Annotated in this window: 15 protein-coding genes; 7 read left to right on the top strand and 8 right to left on the bottom strand. The window is 57.0% G+C overall.

Annotation, left to right across the window (positions count from 1 at the left end; translation table 11 throughout):
* Window positions 1-153 precede the first annotated feature (153 nt).
* Entirely contained in the window at window positions 154-846 is a 693-nt protein-coding gene (locus AKL27_RS01090) for a Bax inhibitor-1/YccA family protein (protein WP_050460714.1), read from the top strand.
* Window positions 847-997: 151 nt separating this feature from the next.
* Here the strand turns inward: AKL27_RS01090 and AKL27_RS01085 are convergent, their stop codons facing one another.
* Window positions 998-1186, bottom strand: a complete 189-nt coding sequence (locus AKL27_RS01085; protein ID WP_050460713.1) for a YjfB family protein — start codon at window positions 1184-1186, stop codon at window positions 998-1000.
* A 360-nt stretch (window positions 1187-1546) separates the two neighbouring features.
* The gene (locus AKL27_RS28075; RefSeq protein WP_198155848.1) at window positions 1547-1720 is read right to left on the bottom strand and encodes a hypothetical protein; all 174 of its coding nucleotides are present in this window, start codon (window positions 1718-1720) and stop codon (window positions 1547-1549) included.
* A gap of 162 nt (window positions 1721-1882) precedes the next feature.
* Here AKL27_RS28075 and AKL27_RS01080 point away from each other — a divergent pair, with 162 nt between their 5' ends.
* Window positions 1883-3949 (top strand): site-specific recombinase, encoded by a 2067-nt coding sequence (locus AKL27_RS01080; RefSeq protein ID WP_050460822.1) that lies wholly within the window; start codon window positions 1883-1885, stop codon window positions 3947-3949.
* Window positions 3950-3994: 45 nt separating this feature from the next.
* On the opposite strand, the gene AKL27_RS01075 is transcribed toward AKL27_RS01080, so the two are convergent.
* The 4 genes from AKL27_RS01075 to AKL27_RS01060 form a co-directional block, all read right to left on the bottom strand.
* The gene (locus AKL27_RS01075; RefSeq protein WP_050460712.1) at window positions 3995-4783 is read right to left on the bottom strand and encodes an anti-sigma factor family protein; all 789 of its coding nucleotides are present in this window, start codon (window positions 4781-4783) and stop codon (window positions 3995-3997) included.
* Complete coding sequence (locus AKL27_RS01070) at window positions 4780-5286, bottom strand: RNA polymerase sigma factor (RefSeq protein WP_050460711.1); 507 nt, start codon at window positions 5284-5286, stop codon at window positions 4780-4782. Before AKL27_RS01070 ends, AKL27_RS01075 begins: the two co-directional genes overlap by 4 nt.
* A gap of 12 nt (window positions 5287-5298) precedes the next feature.
* Window positions 5299-5664, bottom strand: a complete 366-nt coding sequence (locus AKL27_RS01065) for a COG4315 family predicted lipoprotein (protein WP_050460710.1) — start codon at window positions 5662-5664, stop codon at window positions 5299-5301.
* A gap of 195 nt (window positions 5665-5859) precedes the next feature.
* Window positions 5860-6477 (bottom strand): TetR/AcrR family transcriptional regulator, encoded by a 618-nt coding sequence (locus AKL27_RS01060; protein WP_050460709.1) that lies wholly within the window; start codon window positions 6475-6477, stop codon window positions 5860-5862.
* Between the two features lie 167 nt (window positions 6478-6644).
* On the opposite strand from AKL27_RS01060, the gene AKL27_RS01055 reads away from it, so the two are divergent.
* Genes AKL27_RS01055 through AKL27_RS01045 form a run of 3 tightly spaced genes read left to right on the top strand, consistent with a single transcriptional unit; the run spans window position 6645 to window position 10992 of the window.
* On the top strand, window positions 6645-8138 hold the full coding sequence (locus AKL27_RS01055) for an efflux transporter outer membrane subunit (protein ID WP_050460708.1): 1494 nt from the start codon (window positions 6645-6647) through the stop codon (window positions 8136-8138).
* 50 nt (window positions 8139-8188) lie between these two features.
* A complete protein-coding gene (locus tag AKL27_RS01050; RefSeq protein WP_050460707.1) occupies window positions 8189-9409 on the top strand; it encodes an HlyD family efflux transporter periplasmic adaptor subunit in 1221 nt (406 codons plus the stop codon).
* 17 nt (window positions 9410-9426) lie between these two features.
* The gene (locus AKL27_RS01045; protein ID WP_050460706.1) at window positions 9427-10992 is read left to right on the top strand and encodes a DHA2 family efflux MFS transporter permease subunit; all 1566 of its coding nucleotides are present in this window, start codon (window positions 9427-9429) and stop codon (window positions 10990-10992) included.
* Between the two features lie 96 nt (window positions 10993-11088).
* On the opposite strand, the gene fghA is transcribed toward AKL27_RS01045, so the two are convergent.
* Together fghA and AKL27_RS01035 are read right to left on the bottom strand one after the other, a co-directional pair.
* The gene (gene fghA, locus AKL27_RS01040) at window positions 11089-11931 is read right to left on the bottom strand and encodes an S-formylglutathione hydrolase (RefSeq protein ID WP_050460705.1); all 843 of its coding nucleotides are present in this window, start codon (window positions 11929-11931) and stop codon (window positions 11089-11091) included.
* A gap of 7 nt (window positions 11932-11938) precedes the next feature.
* Window positions 11939-13045, bottom strand: coding sequence for an S-(hydroxymethyl)glutathione dehydrogenase/class III alcohol dehydrogenase (locus AKL27_RS01035; protein WP_050460820.1), 1107 nt, complete (start codon window positions 13043-13045; stop codon window positions 11939-11941).
* A 340-nt stretch (window positions 13046-13385) separates the two neighbouring features.
* Between AKL27_RS01035 and AKL27_RS01030 the strand changes: the two genes are divergently transcribed.
* Window positions 13386-16547 (top strand): EAL domain-containing protein, encoded by a 3162-nt coding sequence (locus AKL27_RS01030; protein ID WP_332308319.1) that lies wholly within the window; start codon window positions 13386-13388, stop codon window positions 16545-16547.
* A 180-nt stretch (window positions 16548-16727) separates the two neighbouring features.
* Entirely contained in the window at window positions 16728-18317 is a 1590-nt protein-coding gene (locus AKL27_RS01025; protein ID WP_050460703.1) for an ABC transporter substrate-binding protein, read from the top strand.
* Window positions 18318-18350 lie beyond the last annotated feature (33 nt).

The following is an 18350-nucleotide window of genomic DNA, read 5'->3' as shown; positions in this document are numbered from 1 at the left end:
TGAAAGATTTGGTTTCCAATGCAATTCACTGCAAACCCTGTGCCACAACCCGCATGTTCCGGGTTGTCCATAGAACTTAGGGGAGATACCGTTGTCCCACGCAGTGACCATCATGCTATGCTTTCACGGCATTTCAACGCATTCGGAGGATAAATGAACCAAAATTTACAAAATACATTCGGCCACTCGGCCACCGGCCTGCTCGCCCGCAACCGCGTACTGCGCAATACCTACTGGCTGCTGGCACTGTCGATGATCCCTACCGTCCTGGGAGCCTGGCTTGGCGTGCAGATGCACTTCAGCCTGTTCGCGGGCAGCCCGATGATCAGCTTCGTGCTGTTCATGGCAATCGCATTCGGCTTTTTCTTCGCTATTGAAAAGACCAAAAACTCGGCACTCGGCGTGCCAATCCTGCTCGGCTTCACGTTCTTCATGGGCCTGATGCTGTCGCGACTGATCGAATACACACTGGGATTTTCCAACGGCGGCACGCTGATCATGACCGCATTTGGCGGTACAGCGCTGATTTTCGGCGTCATGGCAACAGTGGCCACGGTGTCGAAGCGTGATTTTTCCGGCATGAGCAAGTGGCTGTTTGCCGGTCTGCTGGTGATTATCGTTGCCTCGCTGGCCAATATCTTCCTGAAATTGCCAGCCCTGCAACTGACAATCTCGGTGGTCGCGATCGCCATTTTCTCTGCTTACATCTTGTTTGACGTACAACAAGTCATCAATGGCGGCGAAACAAATTATATTTCCGCTACGCTGCGCATTTATCTCGACGTATACAACATCTTTGTCAACCTGCTGTCCATTCTGGGTATTTTCGGCGGCAATCGCGACTGAACACCGACGGACACAAGCTATACCGTGTCCGTCGTCATCACTGACATAACGTCATTCAGTCACGGCGCTTTCCGATAACGCCAGGCATAAAAAAACGCACCATTCATGGTGCGTTTTCAATTGTGTGACGCTAGTTCAATCTAACCGCAATTCATGCAGTGGTATTGACGTTGCGACCAACATTTGGATTGGACGGTACAGGCGGCAGTGCCTGAATCAATCCCACGGCGGCATTCGCCTGCGAATCCAGTGCTTTTTTCAGTACGGCGATATTGACTGCATCGCTGTTTTTTTGCGTCGCCAGCGCAGTTGCCAGATTGGCGATTCCAGTGACATCCATATCGACTCCTTAAATTTGCTTCACGTCCGGTATCGGCATGATTCAGGATTTCTTGATGGCAATCAAGATGTTTTCTTCCGAACCGGTCGCTTATTATCTTTGTGATAACATTCGCAAATTCAATCGCAACATGCATGCCTCAATGTGCCACAAGCAGCTCCGACAGTGTCATCGAAGGCCAGACAACGGCGCCACAACCACCGTTTCGCGTCCCGCTCCATCTCATTCCATCCTGCCTTGCAAAATGCTCTATAGCCATCTCTTATCGCCAGCCGTACACTCCGTTGTAAAGATTCCGGCACGAGGCATTTTCAGGGGCAGTGCTTTCAACAGCACGCCCCGAAAGCACTGTTGATCCCGCTAGGCTTTGGTATTGATGATGCGTCCGATCTTCGGATTCGACGGCAGCGCCAGGCTTGCTATTTCACCAACGACATTGTGTGCCACCTTGGTCAAATCCAGCCCTACTACTTCCACTGCTTTTTTTGCGAGCCAGGCAGTCGCTATACCACTGGCGATAGATGCAATCTCCATGAGAACTCCTTGGTATGGTTGCAATGTTTTATCGAGAACTTCGATGACATAGTTTGACATTTCTTTACAAAAACTGCGTCATCTTGTCATTTATTTGCAGTTGTAAAGATGCCTTTTGGCATCGCCCGAACACACCTGACCAACCCGCCACTCATTCACTTCATGCTGCCAGTACTTGAACGCATTACTGCTCACCCCGATTCCCCGGAACTCGACAACCTGATCGATCTGGTCAAGGCCTTGCGCCCCCATCCGGCACAAGAAGAACCGGTTACCAGCCTCCGCACTTTGACTGATTTGCTGCAGGCCCATCCTCAGCATGCCGCCGCCTTGCGCTACTACCTGCTGCAATTGCTTTGCACGCGGCGCCAGACCAGCCTGTTTACCGATATCGGCATTCTGTCGAACGACGGCTTTTTCTCCGAACTGCATCGCCGGCTGAGCTATCGCATCTTGCCGCCGGCGCTGGATGACCGATACCTGCCCGATTGCCTTGAAAAAATATTGCCGTACAACACCGACTATCTGTGGATACAGGCGATACCGACGGCAGACTGGAATGCCTTGCTTGACGTACTGCAACGTGCCGACAGCGAATTACCGACAGCAAGCACCAAGCCGGATGAACAAAAAACCCTGACGGAAATGCTGCTGGCAATCCAGATCTTGTCCTACCGTATCAGCGCCATCGGCATGGAACCGGAACTGATCCGCATCTATAGCGAGATCAAGGCGTTCGAGTCACCGTTCCTGATGCAAAACGTCGAATTGCATACGTATCTGAATGGTTACATGCGCCACCTGCAAGGCGACCCGACCCCGATTGAAGATGCCAGTCACGTATTCGTGATGCTGGATCAATGCCAGGAGGTCGTCAAAAAAATCCGCAAAAGCACACTGCGGCTGGGCACCAGCATTTCCGTAACATACCGGCTGGTGCGGCTGGACCAGCATCTGGACCGCTTGCAAAAATTGCTGGCGCTGGTGGATGTCGGCCCGGAAATTTCCGGGGATGCCGATCCGGCCACGCTGCAACTGCGCATCGAAAACCGGCGCAAGGTCGGCCTGGATCTGGCACTGGAATTGGTGGAAGCGCACAACCGCAAATATACGGTGCGCGAACTGTTTGCCGACAACATCAACTTGCTGGCGCGCAATGTCACCGAAAACGCCAGTCGTACCGGCGAGCACTATATCGCAGACAGCCGCAGCGAATACACCGCGATGTACCGCTCCGCCGCTGGCGCCGGGTTCATCATCGGCGGCATGGCCATGCTGAAAATATTGATTTCCTATCTGCGTGCAGCGCCGCTGGTGGAAGCCTTTCTCTTCAGCATGAATTATTCCTTCGGCTTCATGCTGATTCATGTCCTGCACTTCACGGTCGCCACCAAACAGCCTGCCATGACTGCATCGCGCATCGCGGCCGACTTGCATAGCCGCGATGGCCGCAACATCGACCTCGACAGCCTGATCGAGCTGGTAGTCAAAGTCATCCGCACCCAATTTGTCGCGGTGCTGGGCAATCTGAGCATTGCATTCCCGGTCGCCTATCTGTTGGCGCTCGGGTATTTCGGCCTGACCGGCCACCATTTTGTGAACACCGATAAAGCATTGCATCTGCTGCATGACATCGACCCGTTTTCCAGTCTGGCGCTGTTCCATGCCGCGATTGCCGGCGTCTGCCTGTTTCTGGCCGGACTGATCTCGGGCTATTACGACAACAAGGCGCTCTATACCCGCATGTCGCAGCGCGTAAGACGCGCGCGCTGGCTGAACCGTTTGCTGGGGCGCAACCGCACCGCACGTCTGGGCGATTATCTGGAAACCGGACTCGGCGGCCTGATGGGGAATTTTTACTTCGGGATCCTGCTCGGCACCATCGGCACGATTGGCTTCATCATCGGCCTGCCCATCGACATTCGCCACATCACGTTTTCAGCCGCCAATTTCGCCATCGCCATGGTGGCGCTTGATCACGCCACCACCTGGAAAATGATCGCCGTTTCCGGCTTCGGCGTCATCGCCATCGGCACCGTCAACCTGTGGGTCAGTTTTTCGCTGGCGTTGTTTGTGGCCATGCGTTCACGTCAGGTACGCTTCCGTCATGGCATACCGCTGCTCAAGGGCTTGCTGGCCCGCTTCCTGAAAAAGCCGCTGGACTTTTTTCTGCCGCCCGCCAACGTCGGTACGGCAAGCATGCCCGAAGACAATATCAAATCATCGTGATCCCGCGGCAGACGCAATGCGGAGGTCGGACAGCAATGTCCGGCCTTACTTTCGCTGCACTTCCAACTGCGCATAGACGGTATCGGCAATGCGTGCCAGTTCACTCTTGCTGATGCTGCCCGACAAGGCATATCCGAAAGCGCCATCGATCCAGTAAAAGACATTCACCTTGCCTTCCTGGGCAAAGCGGAATCCAGTGTCATGGTTTTGCACTTGCTCGGTCGAGACATACAGCGTGAGCCGCTGACCATCGGGATGCTGATACATGAATTGCGCCACCGGCCCGCTCTGGCCCGGCAACAAGCGCCCGCCGATCAGTTCATAGCCTTGCGTCGCCAGCTTCGGCGCGTGCAACTCGGTACCCAGTCGCTTGGATAACCATTTCACCAGCAACTCTTCATGCTGACCATCGATCTCGACCGGCCGCCGGGCGTCACCGCTATACACCACATGCGCCACCGCCGCCTGACGCGCCATCCGCAGCGACGCATCGGCAGGCATGCCCAGCCAGGCCAGCGCCGGCGACTGTGATGCAGCATGCAAATACCAGCCGCCCACACCAGCACCCACGGCGACGATCAGCAATGCAGCATACTGCTGCAGCAATTGCCAACCACTGCGCGGACGCTTGGCCAGTCGCGGCGGCACCGCTTCATCCAGCACCGGATCAAACAACAAGTGCAACGCCTGATTCTGCTGGCGGAAACTGCGCAAGCGCGCAGCCTGCTCGGGATGTTGTTGCAGATGCTCACTGACATCGGCCAGGCGGTCGGCGGATAACAAGCCGTCCACATAAGCATGCAAGTCAGCATCGGTAATCGGCATCTTGTTCATTTGACCACCTTCAGCGTCGATGGCGCCGGACGCCCTTCCACCAAGGCGCGCAGGCGCTCCCGCGCACGTGACAGGCGCGACATGACAGTTCCCATCGGAATATTGAGCGTGGCGGCCACTTCTTCGTATGTCATTTCTTCCAGTACCACCAGCAACAGAATTTCACGCTGCTCCACTGCCAGCAGTTGCAGGGCCGATTCAAGGTCGTGACCGATCAGGCGTTCCGTATATAAAGCCGCTGCCGGTATCGCTGCCAGATCATCATCCTCCATCGTGACCGTCGGAATCGCCGGTTTGCGCCGCTGATCCACATGCAGGTTATGCATGATGCTCAACAGCCACGGACGTATGTCACTATCCTTGCGCCAGCCGGACAGCTTGCGCCAGGCGCGCTCCATGGTGTCTTGCACCAGATCGTCAGCACCGGCGCGGTCGTCCACCAGCGCCCGCGCATAGCGGCGCAGGCGCGGGAGGGCGGCCAGCAACTCTTGTTCGTCAGACATGCGCGGACAAACTCAGTTTTTTACGACGTGCCAGATGTCCTTGAAATTATCACCCTGGCGATCACCCGGCTTCTTATCCGAAGCAAACAGATACAACGGCTTGCCATTGAATGCCAGCTGCGGCGAACCATCGTCGCGGGTGATAGTGGAAAATGGCGCGGTCGGCGTACCTTGAGGCACTACCGGCGGCCAGTTGCTGGCACACCCGCCGTTACATGTACTTTTGCCACTGCCTGCCACATCTTTATCGAAGGTATACACCGTCATGCCGCTGGCGCTGACCAGCATGCCATCCACCTTCTTGACGGCCATGTCTTGAGCGAAAGCAGCCGATGCCACCAGACTCAATGCGATCAGCGAATAAGGAAACAGTCTCATTTGAAATTCCTTTCTTGTCCCGGGCTCCGCGATATGCCTGCCCATGACCGGTATACGTACCGATAGATCAGTTTATTCCAAATGGCTGCAAATATTTCAATGCTGCAGTGATGACAGTAAGCGGGGCTGGCGCATTCCCGGCAGGAAGCCGCACTTTATCGCGACGACGGCATCTGTTGGCGCGGGAATGCGCAATCAGTGCTTGCGCTCCGCGGTTAAATATCCAACTACCGCCGGCATGATTTCCGAACGCACGCTGCCGGCATTGACGCCGGTCGGACCGGTCAATACCACCGCGTTGATCAGCGCCTTGAGCATGCGTTGCACGACAAAGGCGGCAACATCGATATCAGGTGTTGTCAGGCTGCTGCGATGTTTGCTCAAGACACTTTTGATCGCTTCAAAAAACCGCAGGCGAAGATTGCTCGATACCGGCAGATTGAATGCAGGAAATTCTTCTTCCAGAATCCGGTTCAATTCCGGCTCCAGCAAATGCGCCTGCACCAGCGCGTCGATCAGGGCCTCGAAATCACCCACCAGACTGCCCTCGCCGTTCATCTTTGTCACGACTTCTTCAAACAGGCTGAGCATGTGGGTGACGTGGCGCTCCCGCAGCGCAAAAATCAGGGCGTCCTTGTTCGGGAAATATTGGTAAAGCGAGCCGACGCTGATGCCGGCGGCCTCCGCTACCAGATTGGTATTGGTCTTGGCGTAGCCGCGCTCGACGAGCACCCGGGCAATGGCATCGAGAATCGTATCTACCATCGCTTTCGAGCGTGCCTGGCGCGGCTCTTTTCGTGGTTGCAGCTTCATTTTCTGGTCCAGTAAAAATGCGAGTTAGTAACGTGAGCTAATGTTCGTGTAGCCGAGTATAATACAAAAATGAGTTTTTGCTCGTCAGTATCAAAGTGAATTGCCGCGATGCAAAATCGTTATGCACTGCCACACATAAAATGAAAATGCGTACTTTGGAGAATCCCATGACATCCGCCTCATCGCCCGCACCACGTCTGCGGGCGATTGCTATTTGTACCTTGAGTATTGCCATGCTGGGCCTGGCCGGTTGCGCCAGCTTTGCCGGCATCGGCAGCGACCGCCAACTGGCGCAACCGGACAGCTTTGCCACTGATCGCAGCTTGCCGGCCGGACAAGGCGCATGGCCGTCCACTGATTGGGTCAAACAATTCGGCGATGCCCAATTGAGCACCCTGATCGATGAAGCCATGGCCGCCAGCCCCAGCCTGCAACAAGCGCAGGCGCGCATCGCTGCGGCATCTGCACTGGCGGAAAGCAAAGGCGCGCCGTTATTGCCCAGCATTACTGCCGAGGCCGACGTCACGCGCAATCTGTTTTCCGAAACCACGATTTATCCGCCCCCCTATGGCGGCAGCTGGTATAACGAAAAGCGAGCTTTCCTGAGCCTCGGCTATGAACTTGATGTGTGGGGCAAGAATCACGCTGCACTGGAACAAGCAGTATCCAATCGCAAAGCGGCCGAAGCCACGGCACAGGAAACCCGCCTGGTGCTGGCGAGTTCGATTGCCTCGACCTACAGCCAACTGGCGACGGAATATGCATTGCACGCAGTGTTGAAACGTACCGTAGCCCAGCGCGAATTGCTGCAAAACATCACTGCGGATCGGGTCAAGACCGGTCTCGACACGCAGATCGAACGCAATCAATCGCGCGGCAGCAGCGCCGATGCCCGGGCGCAACTGGTGCAGAGCGAAGGCCAGATCATCCTGACCAAGCAACAGCTTGGCGCGCTGATCGGCAAGGGACCGGATCGCGGCCTGCAAATCACCGAACCGCAAATGCATGCGATTGCCACCCCGGCCTTGCCGCAGAATCTGCCGCTCAATCTGCTGGGTCGCCGTCCGGATATCGTGGCAGCTCGCTGGAAGGTGGAAGCGGCTACCCGTGGCATCGATGTCGCCAAAGCGCGTTTTTATCCCGACATCAATATCTCGGCCAGTGTCGGCTTCGACACCTTGATGAATGCCAATCCGTTTACTGCCGCCAGCAAGAGCATCGCCTTCGGCCCCGCGATCAGCCTGCCGATCTTTGAAGGCGGAGCACTGCGCGCCAATCTGAAGGGCGAATACGCGTCCTACGATCTGGCGGTCGGTTCATACAACCAGACGCTCAACGATGCCTACGGCGATGTCGCGCGCCAGATCACGGCCATCCGCTTTATCGATCAGCAGTTGCCGATCCGGCGCGAGGCATTGAATTCAAGCACGCGTGCTTACGATCTGGCCAAGGAACGTTATCGCATCGGACTGGCCTCGCAACTGGTGGTGCTCAATGCCGAAACCGCCCTGCTGGCACAGCAACAAACCCTGATCAATATCGAAGCCAACCGGCGCAATCAGCAAATCGCTCTGTTCAAATCACTGGGTGGCGGTTTCAACGCTCAGGACGCAGGACTGGCAGTGACGGAACCTGCCGCAGCGACCACTGCGCGTCCTTGATTTGCATCGCTATCCATACCAACACAGATAAGAAATACACGGAGTAATTCATGAGCGAAACCCAACCCCAAGCCGCTGTGGCCGGCACCAAAGAAAACGGTAACGGTAATGGCAAAAGAAAGCGCCAGTTGCTGTTGCTGACGTTCGCGCTGATTCTGGTCGCGATCGTCTTCAGTCTGTACTGGTTTTTGTATGCCCGGTATTACGAAGAAACCGACGATGCCTATGTCGGCGGCAATGTGGTCCAGATTTCCGCGCAAGTCAGTGGCACCGTCACCTCCATCAAGGCTGACGATACTCAGGTGGTCAAGGCTGGCCAGCAACTGGTGACGCTCGATGCTTCCGATGCCAAGGTTGCGCTGGCCCAGGCCGAAGCGGCACTGGCACAATCGGTCCGCCAGACCCGTCAGGTATTCCTCAACAATGACACGCTGGCAGCGTCGGTAGCGGCCGGCGAAGCCAATCTGGTGCGCGCCCGTGACGACGTCCAGCGCCGCCAGGCCGGCATTGCTTCCGGTGCCGTATCGGCGGAAGATCTGGCGCACGCCAAGGAAGCCCTCAAGAGTGCCGAAGCGGCAGTGGATCAGGCCCGCGCAGGCCTCGCCGCCAACCGCGCCTTGACCGACCACACCAATGTGACGGAACATCCCAACGTCTTGCAAGCCTCGGCACAGGTACGCAACGCTTACCTCAACTACGCCCGCGTCAACATCGTGGCACCAGTCTCCGGTTTCGTTTCCAAGCGTTCGGTGCAACTGGGGCAACGCATTGCTGCCGGCAGTCCGCTGATGGCCATCGTGCCGCTGGAACAAATCTGGATCGATGCCAACTTCAAGGAAAGCCAACTGCAACATCTGCGCGTAGGCCAACCGGTTGAAGTGGTTGCCGATGTCTACGGTTCCGGTGTCAAATATCGCGGCACGGTAGTCGGCTTCTCGGCCGGTACCGGCGGTGCCTTCTCATTGCTGCCGGCGCAAAATGCGACCGGCAACTGGATCAAGGTGGTGCAACGAGTACCGGTGCGGATCGCGCTTGATCCGCAAGAAGTCCAGGCCCATCCATTGCGCATCGGTCTGTCGACTACCGCCACGGTGAATATCCGCGGCGACGGCAAACCGCTGGAAACAGCCAATGTCACCAACTATCAGACCAGCGTCTACAGCGACCTGAGCAAGCAGGCTGACGACATCGTCGAGCGCATCATCGCCGACAATGCCGCCGGCATCCAGCCGCCGAAGAAAAAGGCCACCATCGTGGTACCGCACACCTGACCGGAAGCGAATCAACCATGGCGAGCAGCCCCGCTTATACGCCACCGCCACCGCTCAAGGGCGGTGCGCTGGTACTCGGCACCTTATCGGTGTCGCTGGCAGTGTTCATGAACGTACTCGATTCATCGATTGCGAACGTGGCGATCCCTACCATTTCAGGCAATCTCGGCGTCTCCATTGATGAAGGAACCTGGGTCATTACCTCGTTCGCCGCCGCCAATGCGATTTCGATTCCGCTCACCGGCTGGCTGACGCAGCGCATCGGCCAGGTCAAACTGTTCGTCAGCTCGATCTTGCTGTTCGTGCTGGCCTCCTGGCTGTGCGGGCTGGCGCCTACCTTGCCGATCCTGCTGGCGGCGCGTGTCATGCAGGGGCTGGTCGCCGGCCCGATGGTGCCGTTGTCGCAATCGCTGTTGCTGGGGGCCTACCCCAAATCGAAAGCCACGTTTGCCCTTGCGCTATGGGGCATGACCGCCGTGGTGGCGCCGGTGGCCGGCCCGGCGCTCGGGGGCTGGATTACCGACAGCTACAAATGGCCGTGGATTTTCTACATCAACATTCCAGTCGGCCTGCTGGCCGCCGGCGTGACGATGGCGCTTTACCGGACCCGCGAAACACCGATCAAGAAATTACCGATTGACGGCATCGGCCTGGCCTTGCTGGTGGTCTGGGTAGCCGCATTCCAGATCATGCTCGACAAGGGCAAGGATCTGGATTGGTTCGCCTCGCCGGTGATCATGACACTGGCCGTGATTGCCGCCGTCAGTTTTGCCTACTTCGTGATCTGGGAATTGAACAACGATCACCCGGTGGTCGATTTGCGCCTGTTTGGCAGACGCAATTTCTTTGGCGGCACGATTGCGATTTCAATTGGTTACGGCGTGTTCTTCGGCAATCTGGTGCTGCTGCCGCAGTGGCTGCAACAGTATCTCGGTTACCGCTCCATCGACTCCGGCCTGTCGACTGCACCGATCGGCATTTTTGCGGTGATCCTGATGCCGCTGATCGGCCGCTTCCTGCCGCTGGTGGATGCCAGAAAAGTGGCCACTGCCTCGTTCTTCGGCTTCGCACTGGTGTTCTGGCTGCGCTCGCGCTACAACCTTGAAGTCGATCAGTGGACCGTCATCTTGCCAACCCTGCTGCAAGGGATTCCGACTGCCATGTTCTTTGTGCCGCTGACGGTACTGCTGCTGTCGGGATTGCCGCCGGACAAGATTCCTGCGGCTGCCGGCTTGTCCAGTTTCGTGCGGGTATTTTGCGGTGCCATCGGTACCTCGATTGCCACCACATCCTGGAACAACCGCACCATCGTCCATCATGCACAATTGACGGAACACGCCACGCCCTACAGCCCCTGGCTGCAGGACATGGTGCGCGGCACCAGTCAGGCGCTGGGTCTGAATCAGGAGCAGACGCTCGGCCTGATCGAGCGCACTGTGAATGCACAGGCGGCCATGCTGGGTATCAATGATATTTTCTGGGTCTCGGCACTGATCTTCATTGCCATCATCCCGTTGATCTGGATCATCAAACCGGTCAAGAGCAGCGCCGCCAGTGCCGAGGCGGCTGCCGCAGCACACTGATCTTGCCTGCCCCACGCAAAAGCGCCCGAACCGAGTTGGTTCGGGCGCTTTTTTTATCACTGAATTTCAACCCAACAACGGCGATCAGCGACCGATTCAGGCAGACAAGATCTGATGATGAAAACGCAGATGGTCTTCCATGAAGGTGGAAATGAAGTAATAGCCGTGGTCGTAACCGGCATGACGCCGCAAGGTCAATGGCTGGCCGGCTTGCTCACAGGCCGCTTCAAATTCCTGCGGCAACAGTTGTTGCGCCAGAAACTTGTCGCTCAACCCCTGATCAATCAGGATGCCGGCGGCAAATGGTGTTTGCTGCGTGCGCATCAGGGCGCTGGCATCATGCGCGGCCCAGACCGACTGATCGGCCCCGAGATAATTGCCGAATGCCTTCTGCCCCCACGGACATTGCATCGGTGCCGCAATCGGCGCAAATGCCGAGACCGAACGATAAATGTCGGGATTGCGCAGTGCCAGCGTCAGCGCGCCATGACCACCCATCGAATGGCCGAAGATGCCGATCCGGTCAGCACGCGCCGGAAAATTGCCGATGATCGTCTGCCGCAATTCCTGTACCACATACGAATACATGCGGTAATGCTTGCTCCACGGCGCCTGCGTGGCATCCACATAAAACCCGGCGCCGACGCCGAAGTCCCAACTGGCGCTTTCACCCTCGATACCGGCATCGCGCGGGCTGGTATCCGGCGTCACCAGCATGATGCCCAGTTGCGCCGCCAGCCGTTGCGCCCCGGCCTTGATCATGAAGGTCTCTTCAGTACAGGTCAGGCCGGCCAGAAAAAACAGCACCGGTACCGGCCCCTGCGTGGCCTGCGGCGGCTGAAACACCGAGAACCGCATCGGCAGGCCGGTCTCGGCCGAATCATGGCGGTAATATCCTTGCACTCCGCCAAAACAGGCATGCTCACTCAGCAGTTCCATAGCGGCCTCAGAACTCGACAACCGAGCGGATCGACTCACCGCTCTTCATCAGATCGAAACCCTCATTGATCCGCTCCAATGGCAACTTGTGGGTAATCAGATCATCGATATTGAGTTTGCCTTCCATGTACCATTCAACAATCTTCGGCACGTCGGTGCGGCCGCGGGCACCACCGAACGCCGAGCCTTTCCAGACCCGGCCGGTCACCAGCTGGAATGGCCGGGTGCTGATTTCCTGACCAGCGGCCGCGACACCGATCACGATCGACTGGCCCCAGCCCTTGTGACAGCATTCCAGCGCCTGGCGCATGGTGGTGGTATTGCCGATGCATTCGAAACTGTAGTCAGCGCCGCCATCGGTCAGACCGATGATGGCATCCACCACATTGCCGACTTCCGCCGGGTTGATGAAGTGAGTCATGCCGAATTTGCGCGCCATCGCTTCCCGCTTGGGATTCAGATCAACACCGATAATCTTGTCGGCACCCACCATGCGGGCGGCCTGGATCACGTTCAAACCGATACCGCCGAGACCGAACACCACCACATTGGCGCCCGCTTCCACCTTGGCCGTAAACAACACGGCGCCGACGCCGGTGGTCACGCCACAGCCGATATAGCAAACCTTGTCGAACGGCGCATCTTCACGGATTTTCGCCAGGGCAATTTCCGGCACCACAATGTAGTTCGAAAAAGTCGAGGTACCCATATAGTGAAACAAGGGCTTGCCATCAATCGAAAAGCGGCTGGTCGCGTCCGGCATCAGGCCGCGCCCTTGCGTGCTGCGGATCGACTGGCACAGATTGGTTTTCTGCGACAGGCAGAATTTGCATTCACGACATTCGGGGGTATACAGCGGGATCACGTGATCGTCTTTTTTCAGACTTTTGACACCGGGGCCGACTTCGACCACCACGCCAGCGCCTTCATGGCCGAGAATGGCCGGGAAGATCCCTTCCGGATCGGCGCCCGACAGCGTGTAGTAATCAGTATGGCAAATCCCCGTGGCCTTGATCTCCACCAGCACTTCACCGGCCCGCGGGCCTCCCAGCTCGACTTCTTCGATGGTCAATGGCTTGCCGGCTTGCCAGGCGACTGCTGCTTTGGTTTTCATGAAATCCTCTGATCGGTAATAAGAAATGACGCGCCATGCCATCTGCTGCTGCGAAGGTGGGCCAACGCAACGGGCCACGGCAGACTTCGGGTGGCGTATTATCGCATTGTCAGCAAATTCCGGCAGCCTTGCCAGCCCCATCTCGAGTGCCGCTGATGACAAACCCACGTGCTTGCGGTATGGTTCATACATTGAGTTGCCGGACCAGCAAAGTTGGTGCCGCAGTCAAATCCGGCGTCCCTGGCCTGCGTGCAAACAACGACAACACCGCTGCTTCAGGGATTGTGAGTGATTCAACATCACGATCAACGCAGCACAATTCGATATAGCCTACATGGGAATGGAACTGAAGACGACCGGACGCGCGTCAAGCATCTTGCATATCCTGTTTTTTTTCGTGGCATTTGTGATTGCGATGATTGTGGTCCAGACCTGGCTTGAGGTCCGGCAAGATCGTCAACTCACCATAGACGCGGAAAAAAACGGTGCGCTGGTTGCCGTGCGCAGCATTGAAGAACATGCCGAAAGCTTGTTCTTCGACGTCGATCGCACGTTGCTCCATCTGGGACAAGCGATTCAGCAGGCCCCGCCCGGCCTGCTCGATGACGAAACCGCGCTCTATCAATTGCTGTCCAGGGAAAAGCAAAAACTGCGCAACATTCAGACGCTGCGCTTCGTCGACATTACCGGCGTCAGCCGTGCCAGCTCGTGGCGCAGCGGCATGCGCGAAATAGAACTGAGCGATTTGCGCCTGCACCATGCCGATCCGGACCCGACCCGGCCACGTTTTTTTGTTGGTCCGCTGAACCGCAGCCGTTACAACCAGGAATGGGTGCTGCCGGTCGCACGCAATCTGTACGATAGCAACCTGAACCTGATCGGACTGGTGGTCGCCGACGTTCAGGTTTCTTATTTCTTCGATTTTTACAAACGCGTGACCAATCTCAAAGCCATCGTCTCGCTGCGCACGCTGGATGGTGCGCTGATGATCCGCTCACCGTTTGAAGAAAGCTGGCTGAACCGGCATCTCGGCAAAGCCCGCAGCATGGAAAAAATCCGCAACGGCCCCAACGAAGGCACGTTTGAAGAAACTTCCTTCCTCAATGGCGAACGATTGCTGTTCTCGTATCAGAAGATACCGGACACGCCGTTGCTGGTGGTCTACGCGCGCGCCATGGAGGATGTACTGATGCCATGGCAACGGCGCACCGAAAACCGCATATTGCTGGCGGCCGGCATGATCGGCTTCATTTTGCTGGCGACGATTTCCTTCCTGTTCTATTTCCGTCGTCAAAGAAAGCTGGACAATGCCCGCGCAGTCAGTGAATACCGTTACCGCAAACTGTACGATGAAGGCAGCGACCCGATCGTCCTGATCGGGCCGGACATGCGCTATATCGACTGCAACGCGGCTGCCCTGCGGTTTTTCGGCGTGCCGGACAAGGAAAGAATCATCGGCAAGAAAGTCGGTCTGTTCTCGCGCCAAAGCAGCGCCAAATTGCAGCAACCGGACATCGCCGACCTGATAGAGAAAGCCCTGACCGGCGAACCCCAGCAATTTGAATGGGTCACCGTCAGGCGCAACAAAATCATTCATACCGACGTCACCATCAATCGCACCGATCTGGATGAGGGTTACGCGATTTTCGCCATCCTGCGCGACATCAGTGCCCGCAAGCGTGCCGAATTGCTGCAAGCCGAACAGAACCGGATTTTGCACATGATCATGAGCGATCAGGATCTGGACGATATTTTGCGCGAAATCATCCGCTTCACCGACTCCCAAATTCCCTTCAGCGCCTGCTCCATCCTGCTGCTGAGCAAGCAGAATACCTATTTCTCATCGGTCCTGAGCCACCGTTTGCCGGAGCGCATGACGCACGGTTATCTGGGCATGCAGATCAGACGGGGCAACGGCGCCAGCAGCGAAGCGATCCTGACGCGTACCCCCTATGTGGTCGGCAACATTACCACCGACATCGCCATGCGCAATGTATTGCACCTGATCGATCTCGACCAGCATCCCTCGTGCGGTGCCTGGCCCATCATCGGCAAGGAAGGTCAGATACTTGGTTGCTTTTCGGCGCTACTGAAAGAACAAGGTACCCCGAGTCAGGAATACCTGCATCTGGCCAGCGTTGCCGCCGACCTCGCCAGTGTCGCGATAGAAAGCCGCAAAGCCGATGATCGCATCCGCCATCTGGCGCACTACGATGAACTGACCGGCCTTCCGAACCGTTTCCTGTGCACGCAACACATCGGCAATGCGCTGGCCCACGCGGAACATCACGACAGCATGGTCGCGGTACTGCTGCTTGATCTTGACCGCTTCAAGAATATCAACGATACCTTCGGCCATGAAACCGGCGAAGCAGTACTGCGTGAAGTTGCTGTGCGTTTCCGCAGTTGCCTGCGCGAACTGGATATTCTGGCGCGGGTCGGCGGCGATGAATTCATTGTGCTGATCGACGATTTTCAAGACCCGCTGCAACTCGGTGAAATTGCCCAGAAACTGCTTGGTGAAGCCCGCAAATCGTTTGAAATCGATGGCCAGGAATGCCAGCTGAGCGCCAGTATCGGGATTGCCACCTACCCCGGCGACGGCGACAACGCGCAAGCGCTGATCAAGAATGCCGATATCGCCATGTATCGCGCCAAGCATCAGGGCAAGGACGACTACCGTTTCTATTCCGACGAAGTCAACACCAATACCGTCGAACGCATTGCGCTGGAAGCGGAATTGCGACGCGCACTGGAACGCCGCGAGCTGGTGGTGCACTACCAACCCAAGGTCAATCTGAGCAGCGGCCGCATCGTCGGTGCCGAAGCGCTGGTGCGCTGGCAACATCCGGTGCGCGGTTTGTTGCCGCCGGCAGAATTCATTACGCTGGCCGAAGAAGCCGGCCTGATCGACCAGATGGGATTGGTGGTGCTGGACAATGCCTGTGCCGACATCGCCACACTGAATCAGCATGGACTGAGTTTCGGGCGCATCGCCATCAATCTGGCCGGCAGCCAGTTCAATGACAACAATCTGATTGCCGACATCCAGCGCGTGGTACAGGCACGCGAGACCTCTCCTGCCAGTCTCGAATTCGAGATCACCGAAAGCATGGTGATGCACAACCGCGATCAGGCCATTGCCATCATGGATGGCATGCGCGCACTCGGGTTTACCATTTCCATCGACGACTTCGGCACCGGCTATTCATCGCTGGCTTATCTCAAACGCTTCCCGGTCGACAATGTAAAGATCGACAAATCGTTCATCAACGATGTCCCCAACGACGCCAACGGCTGCGCCATCGTCCAGGCCATCATTGCGATGGCCCATGCGCTGAACCTGAAAGTGGTGACGGAAGGCGTGGAAACCGAAGAACAACTGATTGCCTTGCGCGAATTCGGCTCCGATGAATACCAGGGCTACTATTTCAGCAAGGCCGTGCCCTTCCCCCAATTCATGCTGATGCTGCAAGATCAGCATGCCGCGCTGCCCGGCTGAAAAATCCCCGCTGCAGGCAGCTATTGTGCTTTCACGGTACATTCTGATCTGCGCGGTTCGCATAAGAACCTTGTGCGTTATCACCAAAACCAATAAGGTAATGCGAATAATGTTGTAACGATGCCATCCGGCCGTCTTAGAATGACCGACTGATTTGCCTCATCTATACAGGAGCGAGTAATGGGATTGTCTTTAAGAAAAAAACTATTGAGTCTGGCCTTCAGCGGACTGACAGCCACCATGTTGCTGCCACTGGCAGCCCCGGTCGCCACCGCAGCCGAACTGAAACTGGGGCTGTACGCCGATGTTTCGACACTGGATCCGCATTTCAACAATATTGCTCCCAACATTTCACTGTCCTCGCATCTGTTCGATGCGCTGGTCAATGTCGACCCCAGCGGCAAACTGATTCCTGGCCTGGCGACTTCCTGGCGCGCGGTCGATCCGACCACCTGGGAATTCAAACTGCGGCGCGGCGTCAAGTTCCATGATGGTTCCGACTTCACCGCCGAAGATGTGATCTTCTCGCTGGACCGTCCGGCCACACTGACCACCAGCCCGGGTCCGTTCACCAGCTATACCAAGCAGATCATCGACAAGCAGATCGTCGATCCATATACCGTGCGACTCAAGACTGCCACCCCTTATGGCCCGCTGGCACTGGACGTCAGCACCATTTTCATCGTCTCCAAAAAAGCCGCGCAGAACGCGACTACCGAAGACTTCAACAGCGGCAAGGCGCTGATCGGCACCGGCCCGTTCAAATTCTCCAGCTTCAAGCGCGGCGACAGCATCGAACTGGTCCGCAACGACAGTTACTGGGGCGGCAAAGCCGATTGGGATAAGGTGACCTTCCGCATCCTGACTTCCGACGGTGCGCGTCTGGCTGCGCTGCTGGCCGGCGAAGTGGATGCCATCGAAAGCGTACCGCCAGCCGACGTGCCGAAACTGAAGAGCAATCCGAAATTCAGTCTGGCGCAACGCACCTCGTGGCGCACCATCTTCTGGACACTGGACCAGTCGCGTGACAAGACGCCTGACATCACTGACAAGTCCGGCAAGCCACTCGACAAGAATCCGCTCAAGGATGTCCGCGTTCGTCAGGCTATTTCCAAAGCCATCAATCGTCAGGCACTGACAGAGCGTACGCTCGAAGGATTGGGCACACCGGCTTCGAATATTGTTGCGCCCGGTATCCTCGGTTATTCCGACAAGCTGAAAGTGGAAAAATACGATCCGGAAGGTGCCAAGAAATTGCTGGCCGCAGCCGGTTATCCAAACGGCTTCGCGCTGACGCTGCATGGCCCGAACAACCGCTATATCAATGATGAGCGCGTAGTGCAGACGGTAGCGCAATTCCTGAGCCGGGTCGGAATTCAGACCAAGGTCGAAACCTTCCCGCTGTCGGTATATTTCGGCAAGGCACGCGCCGGTGAGTTCAGTGTGGCATTGCTGGGCTGGGGCACGCTGGCCGGCGACTTCGGTTTGCGCACACTGGTCGGCACCACCGATCCGGCAACCGGCTGGGGTTCGTGGAACTGGGGCAAGTACAGCAATCCGCAAGTCGACAAACTGGTGCAGTCATCGCTGGCATCCGTCGATGAAAGACAGCGTCAGGATTTCGCCCAGCAAGCAGCAGTGGTCGCCCTCAGTGACTATGCCGTGATTCCGCTGCATCACCAGTACGCTACGTGGGCCGTGCGCAAGGGCTTGAAATATACCCCGCGCATCGATGAGTTCACCTTCGCGCATCAATTCCATCCGGACTGATCCGGCATATCCACATCACATCCGGCAACCGCG

Origin of the sequence: Herbaspirillum autotrophicum, from assembly GCF_001189915.1 — a bacterium.
Classification (GTDB): Bacteria; Pseudomonadota; Gammaproteobacteria; order Burkholderiales; family Burkholderiaceae_D; genus Herbaspirillum; species Herbaspirillum autotrophicum.
The sequence above is the reverse complement of the archived record's forward strand: the minus strand, read 5'-3'. Positions and strand labels throughout refer to the sequence as shown.